The sequence below is a fragment of the Streptomyces sp. NBC_01012 genome (assembly GCF_045162755.1).
Lineage (GTDB): Bacteria > Actinomycetota > Actinomycetes > Streptomycetales > Streptomycetaceae > Streptomyces.
The window spans coordinates 186,787-204,026 of sequence record NZ_CP108688.1; the positions used below are offsets into that span (position 1 = coordinate 186,787).

The 17,240-nt window shown below is 68.6% G+C and carries 21 protein-coding genes and 1 pseudogene; 12 read left to right on the forward strand and 10 right to left on the reverse strand.

Features of this window, described 5'->3' with window-relative positions; all coding sequences use genetic code 11:
• Window positions 1–67: 67 nt before the first annotated feature.
• Window positions 68–757, reverse strand: coding sequence for a helix-turn-helix domain-containing protein (locus tag OG623_RS00750; protein ID WP_406143316.1), 690 nt, complete (start codon window positions 755–757; stop codon window positions 68–70).
• A gap of 215 nt (window positions 758–972) precedes the next feature.
• Here OG623_RS00750 and OG623_RS00755 point away from each other — a divergent pair, with 215 nt between their 5' ends.
• Window positions 973–1,419: a universal stress protein gene (locus OG623_RS00755; protein ID WP_406143317.1), complete on the forward strand. Its 447-nt coding sequence runs from the start codon at window positions 973–975 to the stop codon at window positions 1,417–1,419.
• A 5-nt stretch (window positions 1,420–1,424) separates the two neighbouring features.
• On the opposite strand, the gene OG623_RS00760 is transcribed toward OG623_RS00755, so the two are convergent.
• From OG623_RS00760 to OG623_RS00775, 4 genes are all read right to left on the reverse strand, one after another.
• Complete coding sequence (locus tag OG623_RS00760) at window positions 1,425–2,156, reverse strand: amino acid ABC transporter ATP-binding protein (protein ID WP_406143319.1); 732 nt, start codon at window positions 2,154–2,156, stop codon at window positions 1,425–1,427.
• Window positions 2,156–3,667, reverse strand: coding sequence for an ABC transporter substrate-binding protein/permease (locus OG623_RS00765; RefSeq protein ID WP_406143320.1), 1,512 nt, complete (start codon window positions 3,665–3,667; stop codon window positions 2,156–2,158). The genes OG623_RS00760 and OG623_RS00765 overlap by 1 nt, the downstream gene beginning before the upstream one ends.
• A 70-nt stretch (window positions 3,668–3,737) precedes the next feature.
• Window positions 3,738–4,754: a formimidoylglutamase gene (gene hutG / locus OG623_RS00770; protein WP_406143321.1), complete on the reverse strand. Its 1,017-nt coding sequence runs from the start codon at window positions 4,752–4,754 to the stop codon at window positions 3,738–3,740.
• 51 nt (window positions 4,755–4,805) lie between these two features.
• On the reverse strand, window positions 4,806–5,549 hold the full coding sequence (locus OG623_RS00775; RefSeq protein ID WP_406143323.1) for an IclR family transcriptional regulator: 744 nt from the start codon (window positions 5,547–5,549) through the stop codon (window positions 4,806–4,808).
• Window positions 5,550–6,187: 638 nt separating this feature from the next.
• On the opposite strand from OG623_RS00775, the gene OG623_RS00780 reads away from it, so the two are divergent.
• Entirely contained in the window at window positions 6,188–6,358 is a 171-nt protein-coding gene (locus OG623_RS00780) for a hypothetical protein (protein WP_406143325.1), read from the forward strand.
• A 43-nt stretch (window positions 6,359–6,401) separates the two neighbouring features.
• Here the strand turns inward: OG623_RS00780 and OG623_RS00785 are convergent.
• The 3 genes and pseudogenes from OG623_RS00785 to OG623_RS00795 all read right to left on the reverse strand — a co-directional run.
• Window positions 6,402–7,200: pseudogene (locus OG623_RS00785) on the reverse strand (hypothetical protein); the annotation flags it as partial.
• Between the two features lie 314 nt (window positions 7,201–7,514).
• Entirely contained in the window at window positions 7,515–8,480 is a 966-nt protein-coding gene (locus OG623_RS00790; protein ID WP_406143326.1) for an SRPBCC family protein, read from the reverse strand.
• A gap of 5 nt (window positions 8,481–8,485) precedes the next feature.
• Window positions 8,486–9,073, reverse strand: coding sequence for a hypothetical protein (locus OG623_RS00795; RefSeq protein WP_406143327.1), 588 nt, complete (start codon window positions 9,071–9,073; stop codon window positions 8,486–8,488).
• 414 nt (window positions 9,074–9,487) lie between these two features.
• Here OG623_RS00795 and OG623_RS00800 point away from each other — a divergent pair, with 414 nt between their 5' ends.
• The 9 genes from OG623_RS00800 (at window position 9,488) to OG623_RS00840 (ending at window position 13,807) form a co-directional block, all read left to right on the forward strand.
• Window positions 9,488–9,811, forward strand: a complete 324-nt coding sequence (locus OG623_RS00800; RefSeq protein WP_406143328.1) for a gas vesicle protein — start codon at window positions 9,488–9,490, stop codon at window positions 9,809–9,811.
• A 40-nt stretch (window positions 9,812–9,851) separates the two neighbouring features.
• Window positions 9,852–10,304, forward strand: coding sequence for a gas vesicle protein GvpJ (gene gvpJ, locus OG623_RS00805; protein WP_406143329.1), 453 nt, complete (start codon window positions 9,852–9,854; stop codon window positions 10,302–10,304).
• A 3-nt stretch (window positions 10,305–10,307) separates the two neighbouring features.
• A complete protein-coding gene (locus OG623_RS00810) occupies window positions 10,308–11,048 on the forward strand; it encodes a GvpL/GvpF family gas vesicle protein (protein ID WP_406143331.1) in 741 nt (246 codons plus the stop codon).
• 1 nt (window position 11,049) lies between these two features.
• A complete protein-coding gene (locus tag OG623_RS00815) occupies window positions 11,050–11,298 on the forward strand; it encodes a gas vesicle protein GvpG (RefSeq protein ID WP_406143332.1) in 249 nt (82 codons plus the stop codon).
• Window positions 11,295–11,672: a gas vesicle protein gene (locus OG623_RS00820; RefSeq protein WP_406143334.1), complete on the forward strand. Its 378-nt coding sequence runs from the start codon at window positions 11,295–11,297 to the stop codon at window positions 11,670–11,672. Before OG623_RS00815 ends, OG623_RS00820 begins: the two co-directional genes overlap by 4 nt.
• Window positions 11,669–12,538: a GvpL/GvpF family gas vesicle protein gene (locus OG623_RS00825; protein WP_406143336.1), complete on the forward strand. Its 870-nt coding sequence runs from the start codon at window positions 11,669–11,671 to the stop codon at window positions 12,536–12,538. The genes OG623_RS00820 and OG623_RS00825 overlap by 4 nt, the downstream gene beginning before the upstream one ends.
• Complete coding sequence (locus tag OG623_RS00830) at window positions 12,522–12,752, forward strand: gas vesicle protein (RefSeq protein ID WP_406143337.1); 231 nt, start codon at window positions 12,522–12,524, stop codon at window positions 12,750–12,752. The genes OG623_RS00825 and OG623_RS00830 overlap by 17 nt, the downstream gene beginning before the upstream one ends.
• On the forward strand, window positions 12,749–13,033 hold the full coding sequence (locus tag OG623_RS00835; protein WP_406143339.1) for a gas vesicle protein K: 285 nt from the start codon (window positions 12,749–12,751) through the stop codon (window positions 13,031–13,033). The genes OG623_RS00830 and OG623_RS00835 overlap by 4 nt, the downstream gene beginning before the upstream one ends.
• A gap of 180 nt (window positions 13,034–13,213) precedes the next feature.
• Window positions 13,214–13,807 carry a LacI family DNA-binding transcriptional regulator gene (locus OG623_RS00840; protein ID WP_406151616.1) on the forward strand — a complete coding sequence of 198 codons (594 nt, stop codon included), beginning with the start codon at window positions 13,214–13,216 and terminating at the stop codon, window positions 13,805–13,807.
• Window positions 13,808–13,913: 106 nt separating this feature from the next.
• Here the strand turns inward: OG623_RS00840 and OG623_RS00845 are convergent, their stop codons facing one another.
• Window positions 13,914–14,963 (reverse strand): FecCD family ABC transporter permease, encoded by a 1,050-nt coding sequence (locus OG623_RS00845; protein WP_406143341.1) that lies wholly within the window; start codon window positions 14,961–14,963, stop codon window positions 13,914–13,916.
• Window positions 14,960–16,030 carry a FecCD family ABC transporter permease gene (locus OG623_RS00850; protein ID WP_406143343.1) on the reverse strand — a complete coding sequence of 357 codons (1,071 nt, stop codon included), beginning with the start codon at window positions 16,028–16,030 and terminating at the stop codon, window positions 14,960–14,962. The genes OG623_RS00845 and OG623_RS00850 overlap by 4 nt, the downstream gene beginning before the upstream one ends.
• Window positions 16,031–16,142: 112 nt before the next feature.
• Between OG623_RS00850 and OG623_RS00855 the strand changes: the two genes are divergently transcribed.
• Window positions 16,143–17,195, forward strand: coding sequence for an ABC transporter substrate-binding protein (locus tag OG623_RS00855; RefSeq protein ID WP_406143345.1), 1,053 nt, complete (start codon window positions 16,143–16,145; stop codon window positions 17,193–17,195).
• The last annotated feature ends 45 nt before the right edge of the window (window positions 17,196–17,240 follow it).

Genomic DNA, 17,240 nt, shown 5'->3' on the forward strand with positions numbered 1-17,240 from the left:
CTCGGTGTGGTGCCGGGGCACGCTCTCGATCGCAGTCGCAGGTATGCGTCGTCCTCAGAGGCTGCGCTCAGTGGTCGTGGACGACGATGCGTCGCCCCGTCACCCTGTCGGGTGTCACCACGATCCACTGATCCCGCTGCCCACCGGCCCACGGAGAGGACGTGTGTGCAGCCGTGTCGAGCCGCTGGACGGCCTCCGGCTCGGTGACGGCCCGTGCCTCACCGACGATGAGCACGCTCCATCCCCGGCTGAAGGCGTCGTCGATGTGGTCCACCTCGAAGGCGGTCTCGTGGCCGGCCGCCTCCACCGGGCCGGAGTCGGGTGAGGTCCGGTAGGCGACCTCTTTCCGGGTCGCGACGTAGTTGACGGGGAAGACGGCCGGACCTCGCTGGTCGCTGACCACCACGCGCCCCACCCCGTGGGTCCCGAGCAGTTCCCAGCACTCCTCCTGGTCCAGCTCCACCAGCTCGGGGTGGTAGGCCGCCCTGCCCACACCGGGCGGCAGGCCGACCGTGCCCCCGGTGAGCTCGTCCACCGTCGTCTCGAGGGCATTGGCCAGCCGCACCATGAAGCCCATCCCGTGGGCTCCGGGCTGGGTCTCCACGTACTCGATGTAGCCGGGTGCGGAGGCGGTACGGAGCGCGAGATCCCTCCGGGACAGCCCCAGATACTCACGCCGCGCCGCCACACGTCTGCCGATGTCGCCCACTGCCGGTGCACCGGGCCCGTGCGGGGCCTTCTGCGGTCGGTCGGCCATGACCCTTCACCTTCCTGCTTCCGGACGGCGGAGGGGGCGCCGCGCCCGCCCACGACGAGCCGGCGGCGCGGACCGCCGTCCATTCACGCTAGGCACGGATGCGCGTCACCGCACCACGGCCGAGCGCGTGACGGCCGCTCCCGTCCCCGCTGGCGCGGCACCCGGAGCCCGGGCACTGTGGACGGAGAAGGACTCGGACGAGCGATGAGGCGGTCATGGACAGCGATACGGAAACTCCCCGCGTCGTGGTCGGTGTCGACGGATCCACCCCGTCCCAGGAAGCCCTGCGATGGGCGGCGCAGCACGCTCAGCTCACGGGTGCTGTCGTCGAGGCCGTGTGCGCCTGGGACACCCCGTCGGAGATCGGCTGGGCAGGACCTGCCACGGAGACCGGCTTCGATCTGGAGCAGGCCCGGCTCCGCTTCACCGAGGGGATCCGTTCGGTCTTCAGCGAGGTCAAGCCCGCCGAGGTACGCGAGATGCTCGTCCGCGGGGACCCTTCCGAAGTGCTGGTGAGGGCCTCGGAAGGCGCGGAGCTGCTCGTGGTCGGCAACAGCGGACGGGGCGGTTTCGCCCGGGCCATGCTGGGCTCCGTGAGCCAGCGCTGCGCACAGCACGCCAAGTGCCCCGTGGTCGTGGTCCGGGCCGGGGACAGGACCTAGAGGACCTAGAGGACCTTGGCCAGGAAGGCCTTGATCCGGTCGTTGTCGTTGCCGGGTGAGAAGAACTCCTCGGGCGGCAGGTCCGCGGCTATCCGGCCGCCGTCGATGAAGACGACCCGGTCCGCGACCTTACGGGCGAAGCCCATCTCGTGGGTGACCACGACCATCGTCATGCCGTCCTTGGCCAGACCGCTCATGACCTCGAGGACGTCATGGACCACCTCGGGGTCCAGCGCGGACGTGGGTTCGTCGAAGAGCATCAGCTGCGGGTCCATGGCCACGGCCCGCGCGATGGCGACGCGCTGCTTCTGGCCTCCGGAGAGCCGGTTGGGGAAGATGTCCGCCCGGTGACTCATGCCCACCCGGCCGAGCAACGCACGGCCTCGTTCCTCGGCCTCCTCACGGCTGCGCCCGAGCACGTTCATCTGCGGCAGCACGACGTTGCGCAGCGCGGTCATGTGGGGGAACAGGTTGAACTGCTGGAAGACCATGCCCATACGGGCGCGCAGCTGATCGAGGTCGGACCGCGTCGCGCTGAGCTCCTCCCCGGCGAACACGACATGGCCCGTGGTCGGTGTCTCGAGCAGGTTGAGACAGCGCAGGAAGGTCGACTTGCCGCCTCCGCTGGGCCCGATGACGGCGACGACCTGGCCCGGCTCGACGGTGAAGTCGATGCCGCGCAGCACTTCGTGGTCGCCGTACGTCTTGGTGACGCCGTGGGTTTCGAGGAGTGCCATCAGACATACACCGCCATCTTCTTTTCGATCGCCTGGGTCGCGGATCCGATGAGGTTGGTCAGGACGTAGTAGAGGAAGCCGATGAACAGATAGACGGTCAGTGCGTCGAACGTACGGGAGATGATCGTCTGGCCGACGAGGAACAGTTCACCGATGGTGATGAAGGAGACCAGTGCGGAGTTCTTCGTCAGCGACACGAATTCGTTGCCCAGCGGGGGCAGCATGCGCAGGAACGCCTGGGGCACCACGACATGGCGCATGGCCGCGGCGTGCGACATACCGCAGGAACGGGCGGCCTCGATCTGGCCACGGTCCACCGCCTGTACGGCGCCACGGAAGATCTCGGTGACGTAGGAGCCGCTGTAGAGGCCGAGGGCGAGCACCCCGGCGACCATGGGCGACAGTTGCAGTCCGAGCTGGGGCAGACCGAAGTAGATGAAGAACAACTGGACGACGAACGGGGTCCCGCGGATCACCGAGACGTAGGCGTTGCCCAGCCAGCGCACCGGAAGAACCTTGCTGAGCTTGGCGAAGCCGCCGAGCATGCCGAGGACGAGGCTGAGGCAGAGCGACAGCAGGATGACCATGATGCTGACCAGCAGACCGTGCCAGATCTGGTCCCAGGAGTCCACGATCGTCGACGGGTTGAGGAGAGGCTGGTCCTTCTCGGACGTGGCCGTGTCCTTGGCGGCGAACCACTTGTCGGTCAGCTTCGTGTACGAGCCGTCGGACTTCATGTTCTTGAGTGCGGAGTCGAACGCGGCGGTCACCGCGGTATCCGACTTCGGGAAGGCGTAGCCGTAGTTCTCGCCGGTCAGCCGCTTGCCGACCTGCTTCAGGCCGCCTTGCTGGGCGATGAAGTACTGACCGCCGGGGGCTCCGGTGATGACGGCGTCGGCCTGGCCTAGCTTCACCGAGGAGAACATCTGCTCGTTGGTCTGCACGGTCACGGGCTGGGCGTGGGGCTGGTGCTCCTTGAGCCACTCCACGGACTTGGTGCCGACCTGGACCGCGACCTTCTTGCCCGCGAGGTCGTCCAGCGCGTGCACGGAGTCGTCGTCGTCGGGGACGAACATCGCGAGGCCGCCGGGGTAGTAGACATCGGTGAAGTCCACGGCCTTGGAGCGGGCGTCACTGATGTAGATCGCCGAGGCGCCGACGTCTATCTGGTGGGCCTGCAGCGCCGGGACGATGTTCCCGAACGGCATCTGCGTGAACGTGACCTTCTTGATGCCCGCGCGCTGGGCCAGTGCCCGGACCAGGTCGACATCGAAACCGGTCTTGCCGCCCCCGGCCTCGGTGAACTCGAAGGGCGGGAACGTCGCGTCGGTACCCACGCGCAGGGTCGCCTTGCCCGAACGGAGCCGGTCGAGCTTCTGGGCACCCTTCTCCTGAGTTGCCTCGCCTGCCTGGTCGGCGAGGGCGGGCGAGGCGCCGGCCAGCAGGAGGACCGACGCGAGGAACCCGGCCAGGACGGCCGCGGCCCTTCGTCCTATGCGTGCTTTCACCATGTTCAACTCCATTCGGACCGTGTGTGGCGTGGACGTGACGCCCGGTGGCCACCGACGGGACGGGGGGTGGTCAGCCGACGGGTGTGGCGTCCGTGCCGGTGGGCGCGGTGGCACGGCGGCGGGCGCGCTGGGAGCCCACCGTGAGGGTGTGGGCGAGCCGCGCCGCGAGTCCGGCGGTGCGGTGGTCGATGTCGTGGGCGGGATTCAGCTCGACGATGTCCGCGAGGGTGAGTTTCGGGTCGGCTGCGACCGCCTTGCAGATCTCGACGACGACCGTCGGTGGTACGCCGACCGCGGCGGGTGCGCTGACACCGGGGGCGGACGCGGCGGGCAGCACATCCAGATCGATGGTCAGGTACAGCACGTCGACGGATTCCACGAAACGCGCCACGAAGTCCAGCACCTCGGAGAGATGCCGCTCCTGGCACTCCTCGTCCGTCCGGTACCGGACGTTCAGGGCGTTCGCGGTGTCGAAGAGGGCTGTGGTGTTGCTCGGCTCGCTGATGCCCACCACCGCGTAGGTGAAGGGCGCGCCGCGGTCGGCCTCGAGAGCGGCGATCTGCCGGAAGGGCGTGCCCGATGTCGCCCGGGCCGCCTCGCGCAGATCGAAGTGCGCGTCGAGGTTGAGGATGCCGAGCCGCCGCCCGTCCAGGGCACCGCCGGCGGCGAGCCCCTGGTAGGAGCCGTAGGCCGTCTCGTGGCCGCCGCCGAGCACCAGGGGGAGATGGCCGGCGCGGACCAGCGAAGCGACGGCGGCCGCGAGCCGGCCGTGGCCGTCCTCCAGGTCCTCGCCCACCACTGTGACGTCACCCATGTCGTGGACGACGATGCCGGTGTCCAGGGCCTTGGACGCCAGGGCCCGGCGGATCTCACCGGGGCCGTCGGCCGCTCCCCTGCGCCCGCCGTTGCGGCGTACGCCTTCGTCACTGCGGAAGCCGATCAGGGCCGTGCCTGGGGTGGTGGCATCGTCCGCGTCGACCGCGGAGTGCCAGCGTCTGTGCGCCGCGCCCGGACCGTCGACACGGCCGGTCCAGGCGGGGCGGGCGTTCGCGTCGGGGGTGGTGGCGGGGCTGGGGGGCGTGTTCATGTGCAGTCCGCATTCATGGCAGTGATGTCTGGCAGTGATGTGGTCGAGGTGTCATGACAGTTCGTCGAAGCGACTGATGTCCTGAGCCGCGGCGTGGGTAAGGGTCAGCAGGGCCTGATGGCTGCGACGCACCCGGAATTCGGGTGCCATGGTGCTGACGGTGCCGTTGACCTGGCCGAGGCGGTCGAAGACGGGCACGCTCACACCCCACACGCCTTCGTCGACGGCCCCGGTGCTCACCGCGTATCCGCGGTCGCGGACACGCCTCAGCTCCAGGTGGAGTGCCGCGACGCGTTCGGCGGTGAGCTGGTGGGCCTCGCTGACCTCGGCGATGCGCTCCGCGGGAAGGTGGGCGAGTATCGCCTGCGCGCTGGCTCCGAACGTCAGCGGCTTGGTCAGGCCCGGAGAGAAGCTGCACTTGATCACCCGGGCGCCCTCGGCTGCTTCGACGCACAGCACGTGGTGACCGCTGGGGATCAGGAAGGCGGCCAGCTCCTGGGTGTCGGCCGTGAGCTGGGTCAGCCGACGCTTGACCTCGCCACCGCTGAGCATCTCGCGACGATAGTTTTCGGCCATCTGCACGGAGAGCGAGCCGGCACAGTACCGGCCGCGGGTCCGGGTGGAGGCCGCGAGGCCGAGTTGCACGAGATCGTGCAGGTGCCGGTAGACCGCACTGATGGGGATCCCGGTACGTCGGGACAGGTCCTGGGCCGTCACGGTCGTCTGCTCGGCGAGTGCGGCCAGGATCACGCCGGTGCGGTACCCCGGCCCCTGTGGAGTCGTTCTCGATGTCACCCGCTGGACAGTAGGGGTTTGTTTCGGCCACGCGGGATCCGTCCACCCACTGGATGGGAATTTACCTATCGATCAGTGGGAGGTGCCCGACGCCCGGGGGTCGACGAATCCGAGACCCGACGAACTCCGTGGCCCGCCTCGTCGTGATGTCACCCGATCAGGGAACGGGTTCCGAGGCCCGTTGTTCGGTGCTTGTTGGTCCGGCGCTCACGCACGACACCGAACAACCTCCCGCCGCTGCAAAGAGGCGGTGGCACCGAGCTCGATGCCACCGTCCGGGGCGGTCCGGGAAGGAGAGGGACATGCTGAAGCACGTACGTCGACACTGGGCTGTGACCATCGCGGTCGCCGGCTCCCTGTCGGCCGGCCTGCTCGCGACCGGCGGGTGCTCGCAGGGCGACACGCACTCCCTTCCGCCTCCGTACCTCCCCCGCCGACGGCACCGCCCGCGACCGCCGGGTCTCCCTTATGGCACGCCGGCCCGCGCGATGGCCAGGCCGGAGAGGAGTCCTCACCCGGACGAGGCCGACGGGGTGCGAAAACCCTGTGCCCGGTTCTCTACGCCATGCATCATTCGTACGCATATGCGAATCTGGAAGTGTCCCCCGTTGTTCCGGACGCTGACAGGAGGCACGATCATGAGCAAGAAGCAGAGCAGACAGAACCGCGGAGATCGCAGCAGCGGCCATCAGCGCAGCGCCCCCGCGGAGCCCAAGGAACAGACGCCGACGTCGACGACTCCGGACGCGGTGCGTGCGATCGGGCAGTCCGAGTCGCACAAGAAGGAGCGGAAGTTCGGGCACAACTGATCGGCACCCTCCTGCTCAGACAGTCCTGCTCAAACAGTCGTGATCAGGCGGCCGGCCCGATGGTGACGCTGACGTGCTTCATGATCGGCTGGTCGCTCTGGGGGCTGTGGTCGCCGAGTGCGCACAGCACGTTCATCTCGGGCATGTAGCCGGCGGCGCAGCCCCGGGGAATGTCGTAGGGGACGCGAGGTAGCCGTTGAGGAACCGTCGGCTGCCGTCCCGCGCGGTGCTCGTGATGTCCACCGGGCCGAGGTCGGCGATTCCGCGTTCGCGCATGTCGGTCCGGTTCATGAAGACGAGGGTGGATGAGTGCCTGGCGGCCGTGGACGAGGTGGCTGCGGTTCAGTTCGGTGCTCACCTGCACGGTGAGGTCGCACGTGCGCAGCGCCGCCCAGGTGACCGGGGTGCCGGGCGTGGCGAGGGCGAAGTTGCCGCCCATGCCGACGAACACCTTCACGTCGCCCCGCTGCATCGCCTCGATGGTCCTGACGGTGTCCATACCGTGCTCGCGGGGCGGCTCGATCGCGCAGGCGTCGGCGAGGCGGTCGAGGAACGCGTCGTCGGGACGGTGGTCGATACCGCGGGTGCAGTTGCCCTTGTACGCTGCTGTGCCCTCGCACGGGTGAGGGACCCGCGCCCTCCCGGACCAGATTTCCGCGCAGCAGGAACAGGTTGACGATCTCCCTGACGGTGTCGACGCCGTGCTCGTGCTGGCTCACGCCGAGGCACCAGCTGATGATGTTGCGGTCGGCGTCTCCGCACACGCGTGCCGCTTTCAAGATGCCGTCACGACTCGGTGCGGACTGGCTCTCGATCTCCTCCCACGACGTGCTCTCGCACAGCGTGAGCCGCCACTGGCCGGTGCTTTCCGCCGTTCCCCGACTCGTCGGTTCAGCCGTGATCGGAGCGGCTGTCGGGGCCGTCGTCGGTACGCTGACTCACGCGCGTTGAGCGTCCTGCCACCACCATCAGCCTGGTGACCGGGATCGTCACGGGCTGACGCACCAACCGCCGATGGTGGAGCATGATCTGCGGCGGCGCGCGGTTCCACCCCGAAGGCGCGCTCCTCGACCTGGGACTCGTCGAGGAGCGCGCCTTCCACAGCTGACCGATCCACGGGCGCTGCCGGACCGGCTCAGCAGCCGGCCGGGACTTCTCACCTTGCTTCGTCGTCCTCTTCGCCCGTCTCGTATTCGTCCTCTGGTTCCTCGTCGTCGTCCTCGGGTTCCTCGTCGTCGTCCTCGTCCGGCTCCTCGTCCTCGTCGGGCTCCTCGTCCTCCGGTTCGTCGTCCTCAAGCCCTTCCTCATGGCTCCGGACGACCTCCCCATCACGGATCTCCCCGCGCCAGCCTTCGACGTCCTCGTCGTCGGTGAGCGTGGCGTACCGCTGGAAATGCTTGAGATCGAGTCGCAGGCGGCGTCCCTGCGCACGCCAGATGTTGCCCGTCTTCTCCAAGAATCCGGCCGGGGTGTACTCGACGACAACGACGATGCGCGTCAGGCTCGGGGCCAGTTCATGGAAGGTGATGGCACCGTGCGTCGTCCCCTGAGCGCCTTCAGATGTCCAGACGATGCGGTCGTCGGGCACCTGCTCCTGCACCGTGGCTTTCCAACTGCGGTTGGAGAAGGCGACCTTGAGTTTCCAGTCGCTCTCGATCTCATCCGACTTCGACACGTCGGTGACTCCCTTGGTGAAGGAGTTGAACTCCTCTATCTCGGTCCAGCGGTCATAGACCGAGCGCAGGGGTTTACCGACATCGATAACTTCCACGATGTTGGTCACCTTGGCGCTGCCGGATTTGCCACCATCGCCACCGCCACCGCCACCGAATGCGCCCTTCACCGAGTCCACGGCCTTGTCCTTCAGCCCACCGGCCTTCTCGCCCACGAAGGCCTTGGCCGGGTTCTCGCCGCCGAGTACCCGCTTCCCGACATTCAGAAGACCCCCGTCTCCACCCCCGTCATCGGTATCGCCAAGTCCCTGCGCGAGCTCGTTGAGCTTCCCGCCGGCAGAATCCAGCAGCCGCTGTCCCTGCGCCCCGGCGTAGGCGGACAGTTGCTCCTTGATCCGGTCCAGGCCGGATGCGGCCTTGTCCGTAGGGTCGTCCTCCTGCTTGCCCATGTGAGCTACCTCCTCCGGCTGTCGCGCTTCGCGGACTTCTTCGCAGTGGCCTTCTCCGGCGGTGGCTTCTTGGCCGCGGCCTTCTTGGCGGGTTTACCGGGCGCCGTCTTCTTGGCGGGTGGCTTCTTCGCGGCCGCGCGCTTCGCCGGACGACGCCTGGGAGGTTCCTCCTCGTCCGGCTCCTCGTCCTCGGGCTCGTTCTCCTCATCGGAGTCCTCGAGCTCGTCCTCCTCCTCGGAGTCCTCCTGCTCGGGCTCCTCCTCGTCCTCTTCGCGCGGCCCTTCGAGCAGGGCCTCGGTGCGCTCCTGGAGGGCGTCGGCGACGGCTTCGAGGCGTCGGTTCGCCGTTGCCGACAGCGCTGCGCGCCCGGCATCCAGCACCTCACCCCGTGCCTGCTCGACCAGCGGCGCCACTGCCGGATTGTCCGCCAGCTTGCGTGCGCCCAGGATGATGGCCTCCCTGGGATTGAGCGGAAGGTGCTGGCCCATCACAAAGGAAGCGACGCCGAGGGCAACCTTCCCCTTCTTGGTCCGGCCAAGGACATAGCCCGCCGACACCGCGGCGGCGAGAGCGACCTTCTTACTGTTTTCCATGAGTGCCTCGAAACACGTGGGAGAAGGGTGGCGGGACTTTTCAGGCCCTGGGAGCGGCGCTACCGGACCCACTGGCTCCAGCCACCGCTGTCCTCGTCTTCGCCTTCGTCATCCGATGTCCTGTACCGACCGAAGGGTGGTCGTGCCACGTGGCCTTCCGCCGTTGCCGCTCGTGCCTTGGGGCGTGCTGCGGCTGATGTCGGTGCTGGCCATCGGAGATCCTCCAGAAAAGAGGGATGTGTCTGCGAGTGGCACGACGGTCTTGCGGCGGGCGGCGGCCCGCGTCACGGTCCGCACCCCTGACTCCAATGTCCCCCGGCTTGCGGGAAGCCGCCATTCGGCTGGTTCCCTGAGACAGCCCGTTCGGTCCATCACCGCATGCGACGCGGTCACACGGTCAGCAGACTGGCGACCATGCCAGAGCAGCGTGCGGGGAAAACCCGGACCTCCCGATCCACCCGGGCCTCCGCGGCCAAAAAGCACCTCGGCGGAGCGGAGAAGGCAGCCGAACACGCCTGTCAGAGCCTGCGAAGGCTGATCGGGCACAAGCCCGAAGGCGTCTCCGCGATCTCACGGAACGACGACGGCTGGCACATCGACGTCGATGTCCTGGAACTCCCACGCATTCCCGACACCACCAGCCTCCTCGCCACGTACGAAGTGGACATCGATGAGGACGGTGCGCTCCTGCAGTACCGCAGGGTGCGTCGCTACCGCCGCGGTCAGGCAGACACGTGAGCACCCGGCACCTGACCCCATCCCGAGAGACGGTCACCCCATGAGTGCATACAGTGAGGAGATTGTCCGCGTTCCGCGCGCCGGCAGCCTCTATGACGTCCTGGAACTCATCCTCGACCGGGGCATGGTCATCGACATCTTCGTCCGCGTATCGCTGGTCGGCATCGAGATCCTGAAGATCGACGCACGGATCGTCGTCGCCAGTGTCGACACCTACCTGCGGTTCGCCGAGGCCTGCAATCGACTGGACCTGGAGACCGACTCGACCAGCAGGACCGTGCCGGAACTGTTCGGTGGCGGCATGGCGAAGAGCGCCGGCAAGGCAGGGGCGAAAAGGGCCGCGCACTCCGTGGGCGACAAGGTCAAGAAGGCCGTCGGTGTCGACGGGGACGACGAGGACGATCTGGAAAAGAAACGCCCGCACAGGTCCAAGACGTCCCGCTCACGGAGCACCGAGAGCGAGCGACCCCGCCGCCGCAAAGAGGACCGCTGACCCATGACTCCTTCAGGCATTTACGTGTACGGCATCGTGGGCAGCTCCCACTCGCTTCCCCCGGGTGCCGGCGGCGTCGGAGAGCCGCCGGCACCGGTGCGGCTGCTGCCGGCCGAGGATCTCGCTGTCGTGGTCAGCGCAGCGCACCCGGGCCTGAGGGCCCGGCGAAGGGACCTGATGGCTCATCAGAGCCTCCTCATGGGGCTGGCCGAATCCGGACCCGTGCTGCCGATGCGCTTCGGAATGGTGGCACCGGACGAAGCCACGCTGCTGGCGGGCGTAGCGGCACACCGGAGTGAGCACGCCGCGGTTCTGGAGCGGCTGGACTCCCGTGTCGAGATGAACGTCAAGATCACGCCGGTGCAGGACAGCCTGGCCGCACTGGTGCGTGAGGACCCGGAGGTACGGAGGATCCGCGAGGAGACGCGTCGGCGCCCTGGCTACGAAGCCAACATCCGGCTCGGCGAGGCCGTGGCCGCGGGTCTGCGGCGCAGGGCCGCGGCGGTGGCGGCCAGGTTGCCGGGCGAAGTCGCCGGGACCACCCACGCCATGTGTCCGGGGCCGGACGTGAACGGCTGCGTACTGAACGTGTCCTTCCTGGTCTCCCGCCACGAGGTAGCACGTTTCCGCGCCGTCGCCGAGCGATTCGCCGCGGACCATCCGGACCGCATCGATCTACGGGTCACAGGACCGCTGCCCTGCTACAGCTTCGTGGCTCCGGAACCCGTCCCGGCCAGGGCCTGACATGGGCCTGCTCTCCGGTGTCTTGCTCCTCCCCCTGGCTCCGGTACGCGGCGTGGTCTGGGTCTCCGACCGGCTCATCGACGCGGCGGAGGCGGAGCTCTACGACCCGGCGGTGATCCGCACGCAGCTCGCCGAGCTGAACCGCGCCCTGGACGACGGCGAGATCGACCTCACGCGGTTCGAGCGCGAGGAGGAGCGACTGCTGGACATGCTCGACAGGAAAACACCGGCCCCCGGAGGCACACCGTGACGGAACTCAACACCTGGACCGCCTCGGAACCCCGGTCGCACCCGCCCGCAACGGCCAACCTTGCCGAGATCCTTGAACGGGTACTGGACAAGGGCATCGTCATCGCCGGAGACATCAAGATCGACCTGCTGGATATCGAACTGCTGACCATTCGCCTACGGCTGTTCATTTCGTCCGTCGAGACAGCGAAGAAGGCAGGCATCGACTGGTGGGAGACCGACCCCGCTCTCTCCTCGCGCGCCGCGCACAACGCCCTGTCCGAGGAGAACGCACGGCTGCGCGAACGGATCGAGGCCCTGGAGGGCAGCGACGAACCGCAGGAAGTCAGCAGCTCTCAGCACGCCGGCAGCGGAAGGGAGTGGCCCCGCCGATGACCGTGACTCCACACCACCCACTCGGGTCGACCGATCGCATCGGCTCTGCCACCACCTATGTCTTCGCGGTCTGCCGGGCCGACCATCCCGGAGACTTCGCCACCACCACGTACGGACATGCCTCCGGTGGACCGCTGCGTCTGCTCACGGTCGGCGGGGTGTCCGCCGTGGTCCAGGACGTGCCTGCGGCGGAATTCTCCGAAGCGGCCCTGCGTGACCGGCTCGCGGATGCCGCCGAACTCGAGCGCTGCGCGCGTACCCACCATGACGTCGTAACCGCCGCCGCCTCGGTCGGTCCGGCGGTCCCGCTGCCTCTGGCCACGCTCTATCTCGATGACGAGAGGGCCTGCACCTCGCTTCGGGAGAACCAGGATCGCTTTCGCGCGGTGCTCGAACGCATCACCGGGCGGGCTGAGTGGGCCGTCAAGGTCTACATGACACACTCCGACACCCTGGCGCGGTCAGCAGCGTCGGGCCATGACGGGACGCCTCCGCCGGATACCGGGACGGAGCCTCGCCAACGCTCGGGCCGTGCGTACATGAACAGACTGCGCGGCCGACAGCAACTGCGTGAATCACACCGTGAAGCCGCGCTCGCCGCAGCCGAGCGGGTGGACAGTACGTTGCGGGATCTGGCAGTCGGTACGGTCCAGCGCCGTCCACACGGCCCCGAGGTGACCGGCAAGGACCGCACCCAGGTCATGAACGCCGCCTGTCTGATCGCCGAAGAAAGGACCGCGGAGCTGACGGACACGATGAGGCGGCTTCGCGCGTCCCTGGATGTCGACGGCATCGAGATCGATGTGTCCGGGCCCTGGGCCCCCTACTCGTTCACGGACGGAGAAGATCTTGCACAGCACCCGTAGCCCCGTCCCGTGGCAGGGTCCGGAAGCCACGGCCCCCATCGGCGTCCCCCTGGTCGATCTGCTCGACAGGGTGCTCGGCACCGGCGTCGTCATCAGCGGAGATCTGGTGATCGCCATCGCCGACGTGCCTCTGGTCCGCCTCTCACTTCACGCCCTGCTGGCATCCGTCAGCGAGCGCGTCCCCGCGCCGTGGGCCGACAGCGGGCCCCTGTGAACGACACCCGGGTGGACATCGATCCGCACAACGCGGGCCGCGATCTGGCCTCGCTGGTACTCACTGTCGTGGAGCTGCTCAGACAGTTGATGGAGCGTCAGGCTATTCGCCGCTTCGACAGTGGAGAGCTGACCGAGGAGCAGGAGGAGAGCGTGGGAACCACCCTGATGCTCCTCGACGAGCGGATGACACAACTCTGTGAGCTGCACGGCCTGCGCCGCGAGGACCTCAATCTGGACCTCGGCCCGCTCGGCACCCTGCTGTCCCACGAGGTGCGTTGACGCAGGCCTGTGGTTCGGCCTTCGACGTTCCGGGGCGGGTGGGTGGCGAACGGGTTCAGTCGACCGTGATGGCGTCGAGCTTGGCCCGCAGGTAGACGTGCGAGTCGACCGACTCGTACGCCACGACACCCTTCGGTGCGGGCAGCGCTCGCCGGGCAACTCGGTCTGGCCGCAGTGCTGGTGGGGCCGGCCCGCGCGGACAGCCCGCTGCCTTCCGTGAGCGTGGACGACGCGGCCGGGATACGTCGTGCGGTCAACCACCTCAGCGCGCTGGGCCACCGCGTCATCGGCCACGTCAGCGGCGGCGAGGGCCACGTCCACACCGACACCAGGCGCACGGCCTGGAGGAATGCGCTCATCGACGCGGGCCTGCCCGAAGGGCCCCTGGTCGCTGCCGACTTCACCGGGGCGGGCGGCTCCGCCGCCAGCCACGAGCTGCTCGATCTGCCCGAGCCACCCACCGCCATCGTCCACGCCAACGATCTGATGGCCATCGCGGGGATCGCCGCGGCCGTCAGCCGGGGCCTGCGCGTCCCGGACGAGCTCTCGGTCGTCGGCTTCGACGACGTGCCGCTCGCCCCGTACACGGCACCCGCGCTCACCACCGTCCGGCAGTCCGTCCCCGCGTGGGGACGCGCCGCCGCGCAGGTCCTGGTGGCCGAGGTCGAGGGCCGCTCCCACACCCCGGACGCCCTGCCCGCCGTCGAGTTCATCGTCCGCGCCGGCACAGCACCGCCCCGCCCGTCCCGCACCGGGCAGGTTTCGGGTACCTGACCCCGTATCGGCGTACAGGCCTTCCGAGTCGGCGGGGGCCGGTCCCGGCCACGGACCGGCGGCAGGCGCCTTCGCCCGAGCTGATCACACCTCCACGTCCCGGCTGTCACTCCTGCCGCCACAGCAGCCACATCAGGTACAGACCCCCGAGCGCTCCCGTGACGAGGCCGACAGGGATCTGGAAGGGAGCGAGCGCACGCTGCGCCACGAAGTCGGCCGCGCACAACAGCAGCGCACCTGTCAGGGCCGCCGTGGCCACCGGAGTGCCCGGTACGCGCCCGACCCGCCGCGCCAGCTGAGGCGCTGCCAGCGCGAGGAACCCGATCGGCCCGCTCACCGCGATGGCCGTGCCCGTCAGCATGACCCCCACCACCAGGACAGCGGTACGCACGTGGGCGATCCGGACCCCGAGGCCCGCCGCGGTGTCGTCGCCCATCTCCAGCATCCGCAGAGGCCGCGCCAGCAGGGCCGTCGCGACCAACAGCACGGGAAACGCAAGCGCCACGGGTGCCACCTGCGTCCATGTGATCGCGTTCAGACTCCCGAAGGTCCATGCCTTGGCGCTCTCCGCGGACTCGGTGTCCGCACGGGTGATGAGATAGTCGTTCACCGAGGCCAGCATCGAGCCCACCGCGATACCGGTGATCACGAGTCGGCTGCCCCCGGCCCCTCCCCGTGCGGTGGACATCACCTGCACGAGCACAGCGGTCGCGAGACCGCCCAGCACCGCGCCACCGCCTGCCCCGATCCCCGTGCTTCCGCCACCGACGAGCAGAATGGTCAGTGCGCCCGTGGTCGAGCCGGTGGTGAAGCCGATGATGTCGGGGCTGCCCAGCGGGTTCCGGGACAGTGTCTGGAACAGGGAACCGGCCATGCCCAACGACGCACCGACCATCAGAGCGGCGGCCAGGCGTGCCACGCGCTGATCGATCACGATGAAGCGGTCGGTCGCGCTGCCTCCGCCGCCCAGCACCTCCAACACCCGGGCCGTGGTGATGTGGTAGGTCCCGGTGAACACACCCGACGCACACACCAGGAGACATGCCACGGCGGTGATCACCCCGGCCCAGCACGTCCGGCGGGCGAGCCGCACCGATCTGCCGTACGGAAGACGCAACACCAGGTGGGCTGCGCGGGATGTGACACCGGTACTCATATGCGGCCCTTCCTGCTCCGGTTGACGAGCCACATGAGGACCGGCGCACCCATGAACGCGGTCACGATGCCCGCCTCGATCTCTCCCGGCCCGGCAACCACCCGGCCGACGATGTCGCCGACCAGCACGAGCACCGCGCCGGCCGGGACCGCGTAGGCGAGCAGCCACCGCACGTCGGGGCCGAGCATCATCCGCAGTACGTGCGGGACGACCAGTCCCACGAAGGCGATCGGACCCGCCGCGGCAGTGGCCGCCCCGCACAACAGCATCACCGACATCAGACCCGCGGCACGGACCGCGCCCGTGCGCAGTCCCAACGCGGAGCCCTGCTCCTCACCGAGCGCCAAGGCGTTGAGCGCCGGTCCGAGCGGCAGGGCCAGGGCGATTCCCACGACCACGAACGGCACCGATGCGACCAGCGCGGGTGTCCCCCGGTTCTCCAGCGCTCCGACCACCCAGAACCGGTACGAGTCGAAGGCGTCCGTATCGAACATCGTGAGGATGCCGGTCACCGCGCCCAGGGTGGCCGACGCGGCAGCGCCCGCCAGCACGAGTCGCGTGTGCTGTCCGGCGGCATTGCGCCGTGTGAGCCCGTGGACGGCCAGAGCCGCCATGACCGCGCCGCCGAAGGCGAACCATACGTAGCCGGAGGTCTGTGTGACACCGAACAGGGAGACGGCAACGACCACCGCGAACGAGGCTCCCGCGTTCACGCCCGCAAGACCGGGCTCCGCCAGCGGATTCCGGGTCAGGGACTGCATCACCACGCCGGCCACACCCAGCGCCGCACCGACGACACATCCCAGGACGGTACGCGGCATACGCAACTGCCAGACGACGGCTGTCTCCGCCGCGCTGCCGTGGCCGCTCAGAGCTCTCCACACACCGTCCGGAGGGATGGTCCGCGAGCCGACCGCCAGACTGACCGAAGCCAGTACGGCCACCAGGGACACACAGACGAACCACCCCACCACGCGTCCGGCATGCCGCTCCCGGTGGGTGCCCCGGGGTGCCGGTGTCGTCGGCCCGGACAATTGAGCCTTCGGCGGCTCAAGGTGGTTCTTCACAGGTGTTGTTCTCTTCGACAGTGCAGTGAAATATCCCTCATGGCGTATATGTGATGCAGCCCACCAGCCGGCCGGACAAGCGCACCACTTAGGTAAGCCTAAGCTACTTTCTATGAGTAGATTCAACCACCGATGGCGTCCGCGGCTCATCTCGGCGACCTGCCTCGGTGCCCTCCTGGCACTGGCCGGCTGTTCCGGCGGCACTCCGGACAACACTGCGGCCGACAGCAGTGGTTCGAAAGGTACGTCGGGCACCGTCCACACAGCACCCCGCTCGATCCCCGCAGGTATGGGCAGCGGGAAGAAGGACGGCGAGTTCCCGCGGACCGTCGTGCACTTCGAGGGCAGCACGACCCTCAAGACGGCTCCCGCGAAGGTGGTCGTCATCTCCACCGGCCAGGCCGACGCACTGCTCACCCTCGGGGTCGTCCCCGCGGGTTCCACGCGCGGTGACGGCGCCGACCTCGTCCCCGCGTATCTCAGGACAGCGTTCAGCGCCGACGCCGAGCAGCTCGCGGCAGTCGCCGACGTCGGATCGCGCTTCGAGCCGAGCCTCGAGTCCATCGCGAACATCAAGCCGGACCTGATCCTGATGAACACCGCCGGGAAGGACGCCAAGGGCCTGTACAAGTCACTCAGCGCACTGGCCCCGACCGTCGCCACACAGGGAACCGGTCTGTACTGGAAGCAGGACTTCCTCCTCCTCGCGGACGCGGTGGGCAGGACGCAGCAGGCCCAGAAGTTCCTCGACACGTTCCACTCCGACGCCGCGGCCCTGGGCGAGCAACTCAAGAAGCCCACCACGGTCTCGTTCCTGCGGATGAACGGCAACCGGCTGCGTGTCTTCGGGGTGCCGTCCTTCACCGGCAGCATCGCCGAGGACGCCGGCCTCCAGAGGCCCGAGAGCCAGCAGTTCGACAAGACGTCCGAGGACATCAGCAACGAGAAGCTCGACCGAGCCGATGCCGACTGGCTCTTCTACGGAGTCCAGGGTGGCGACAAGAAGGCGACATCACTCCTCGAAGCGCCACTGTGGCCCACCCTTCAGGCGGTGTCGGACAAGACCGCACTCCCGGTCGACGACGACGTGTTCTATCTCAACACCGGGCCCACAGCCGCTCGCAGCGTGCTGTCGGAGCTGCGGAAGCACATCGGTACCCAGTGAGCTGAGCCGGAGACTCGTCGGCGGGTCGCGAGACAGCCGGGGGCG

Excerpts from the sequence above, each read along its gene's own strand:
- OG623_RS00755 (WP_406143317.1), top strand. The coding sequence starts at position 973 with ATGGACAGCGATACGGAAACTCCCCGCGTCGTGGTCGGTGTCGACGGA.
- OG623_RS00810 (WP_406143331.1), top strand. The coding sequence starts at position 10,308 with ATGACTCCTTCAGGCATTTACGTGTACGGCATCGTGGGCAGCTCCCAC.
- OG623_RS00765 (WP_406143320.1), bottom strand. The coding sequence starts at position 3,667 with ATGGTGAAAGCACGCATAGGACGAAGGGCCGCGGCCGTCCTGGCCGGG.
- OG623_RS00760 (WP_406143319.1), bottom strand. The coding sequence starts at position 2,156 with ATGGCACTCCTCGAAACCCACGGCGTCACCAAGACGTACGGCGACCAC.
- gvpJ (WP_406143329.1), top strand. The coding sequence starts at position 9,852 with ATGAGTGCATACAGTGAGGAGATTGTCCGCGTTCCGCGCGCCGGCAGC.
- OG623_RS00780 (WP_406143325.1), top strand. The coding sequence starts at position 6,188 with ATGAGCAAGAAGCAGAGCAGACAGAACCGCGGAGATCGCAGCAGCGGC.
- OG623_RS00750 (WP_406143316.1), bottom strand. The coding sequence starts at position 757 with ATGGCCGACCGACCGCAGAAGGCCCCGCACGGGCCCGGTGCACCGGCA.
- OG623_RS00790 (WP_406143326.1), bottom strand. The coding sequence starts at position 8,480 with ATGGGCAAGCAGGAGGACGACCCTACGGACAAGGCCGCATCCGGCCTG.
- OG623_RS00800 (WP_406143328.1), top strand. The coding sequence starts at position 9,488 with ATGCCAGAGCAGCGTGCGGGGAAAACCCGGACCTCCCGATCCACCCGG.
- OG623_RS00795 (WP_406143327.1), bottom strand. The coding sequence starts at position 9,073 with ATGGAAAACAGTAAGAAGGTCGCTCTCGCCGCCGCGGTGTCGGCGGGC.
- OG623_RS00845 (WP_406143341.1), bottom strand. The coding sequence starts at position 14,963 with ATGAGTACCGGTGTCACATCCCGCGCAGCCCACCTGGTGTTGCGTCTT.
- OG623_RS00825 (WP_406143336.1), top strand. The coding sequence starts at position 11,669 with ATGACCGTGACTCCACACCACCCACTCGGGTCGACCGATCGCATCGGC.
- OG623_RS00855 (WP_406143345.1), top strand. The coding sequence starts at position 16,143 with ATGAGTAGATTCAACCACCGATGGCGTCCGCGGCTCATCTCGGCGACC.
- OG623_RS00815 (WP_406143332.1), top strand. The coding sequence starts at position 11,050 with ATGGGCCTGCTCTCCGGTGTCTTGCTCCTCCCCCTGGCTCCGGTACGC.
- hutG (WP_406143321.1), bottom strand. The coding sequence starts at position 4,754 with ATGAACACGCCCCCCAGCCCCGCCACCACCCCCGACGCGAACGCCCGC.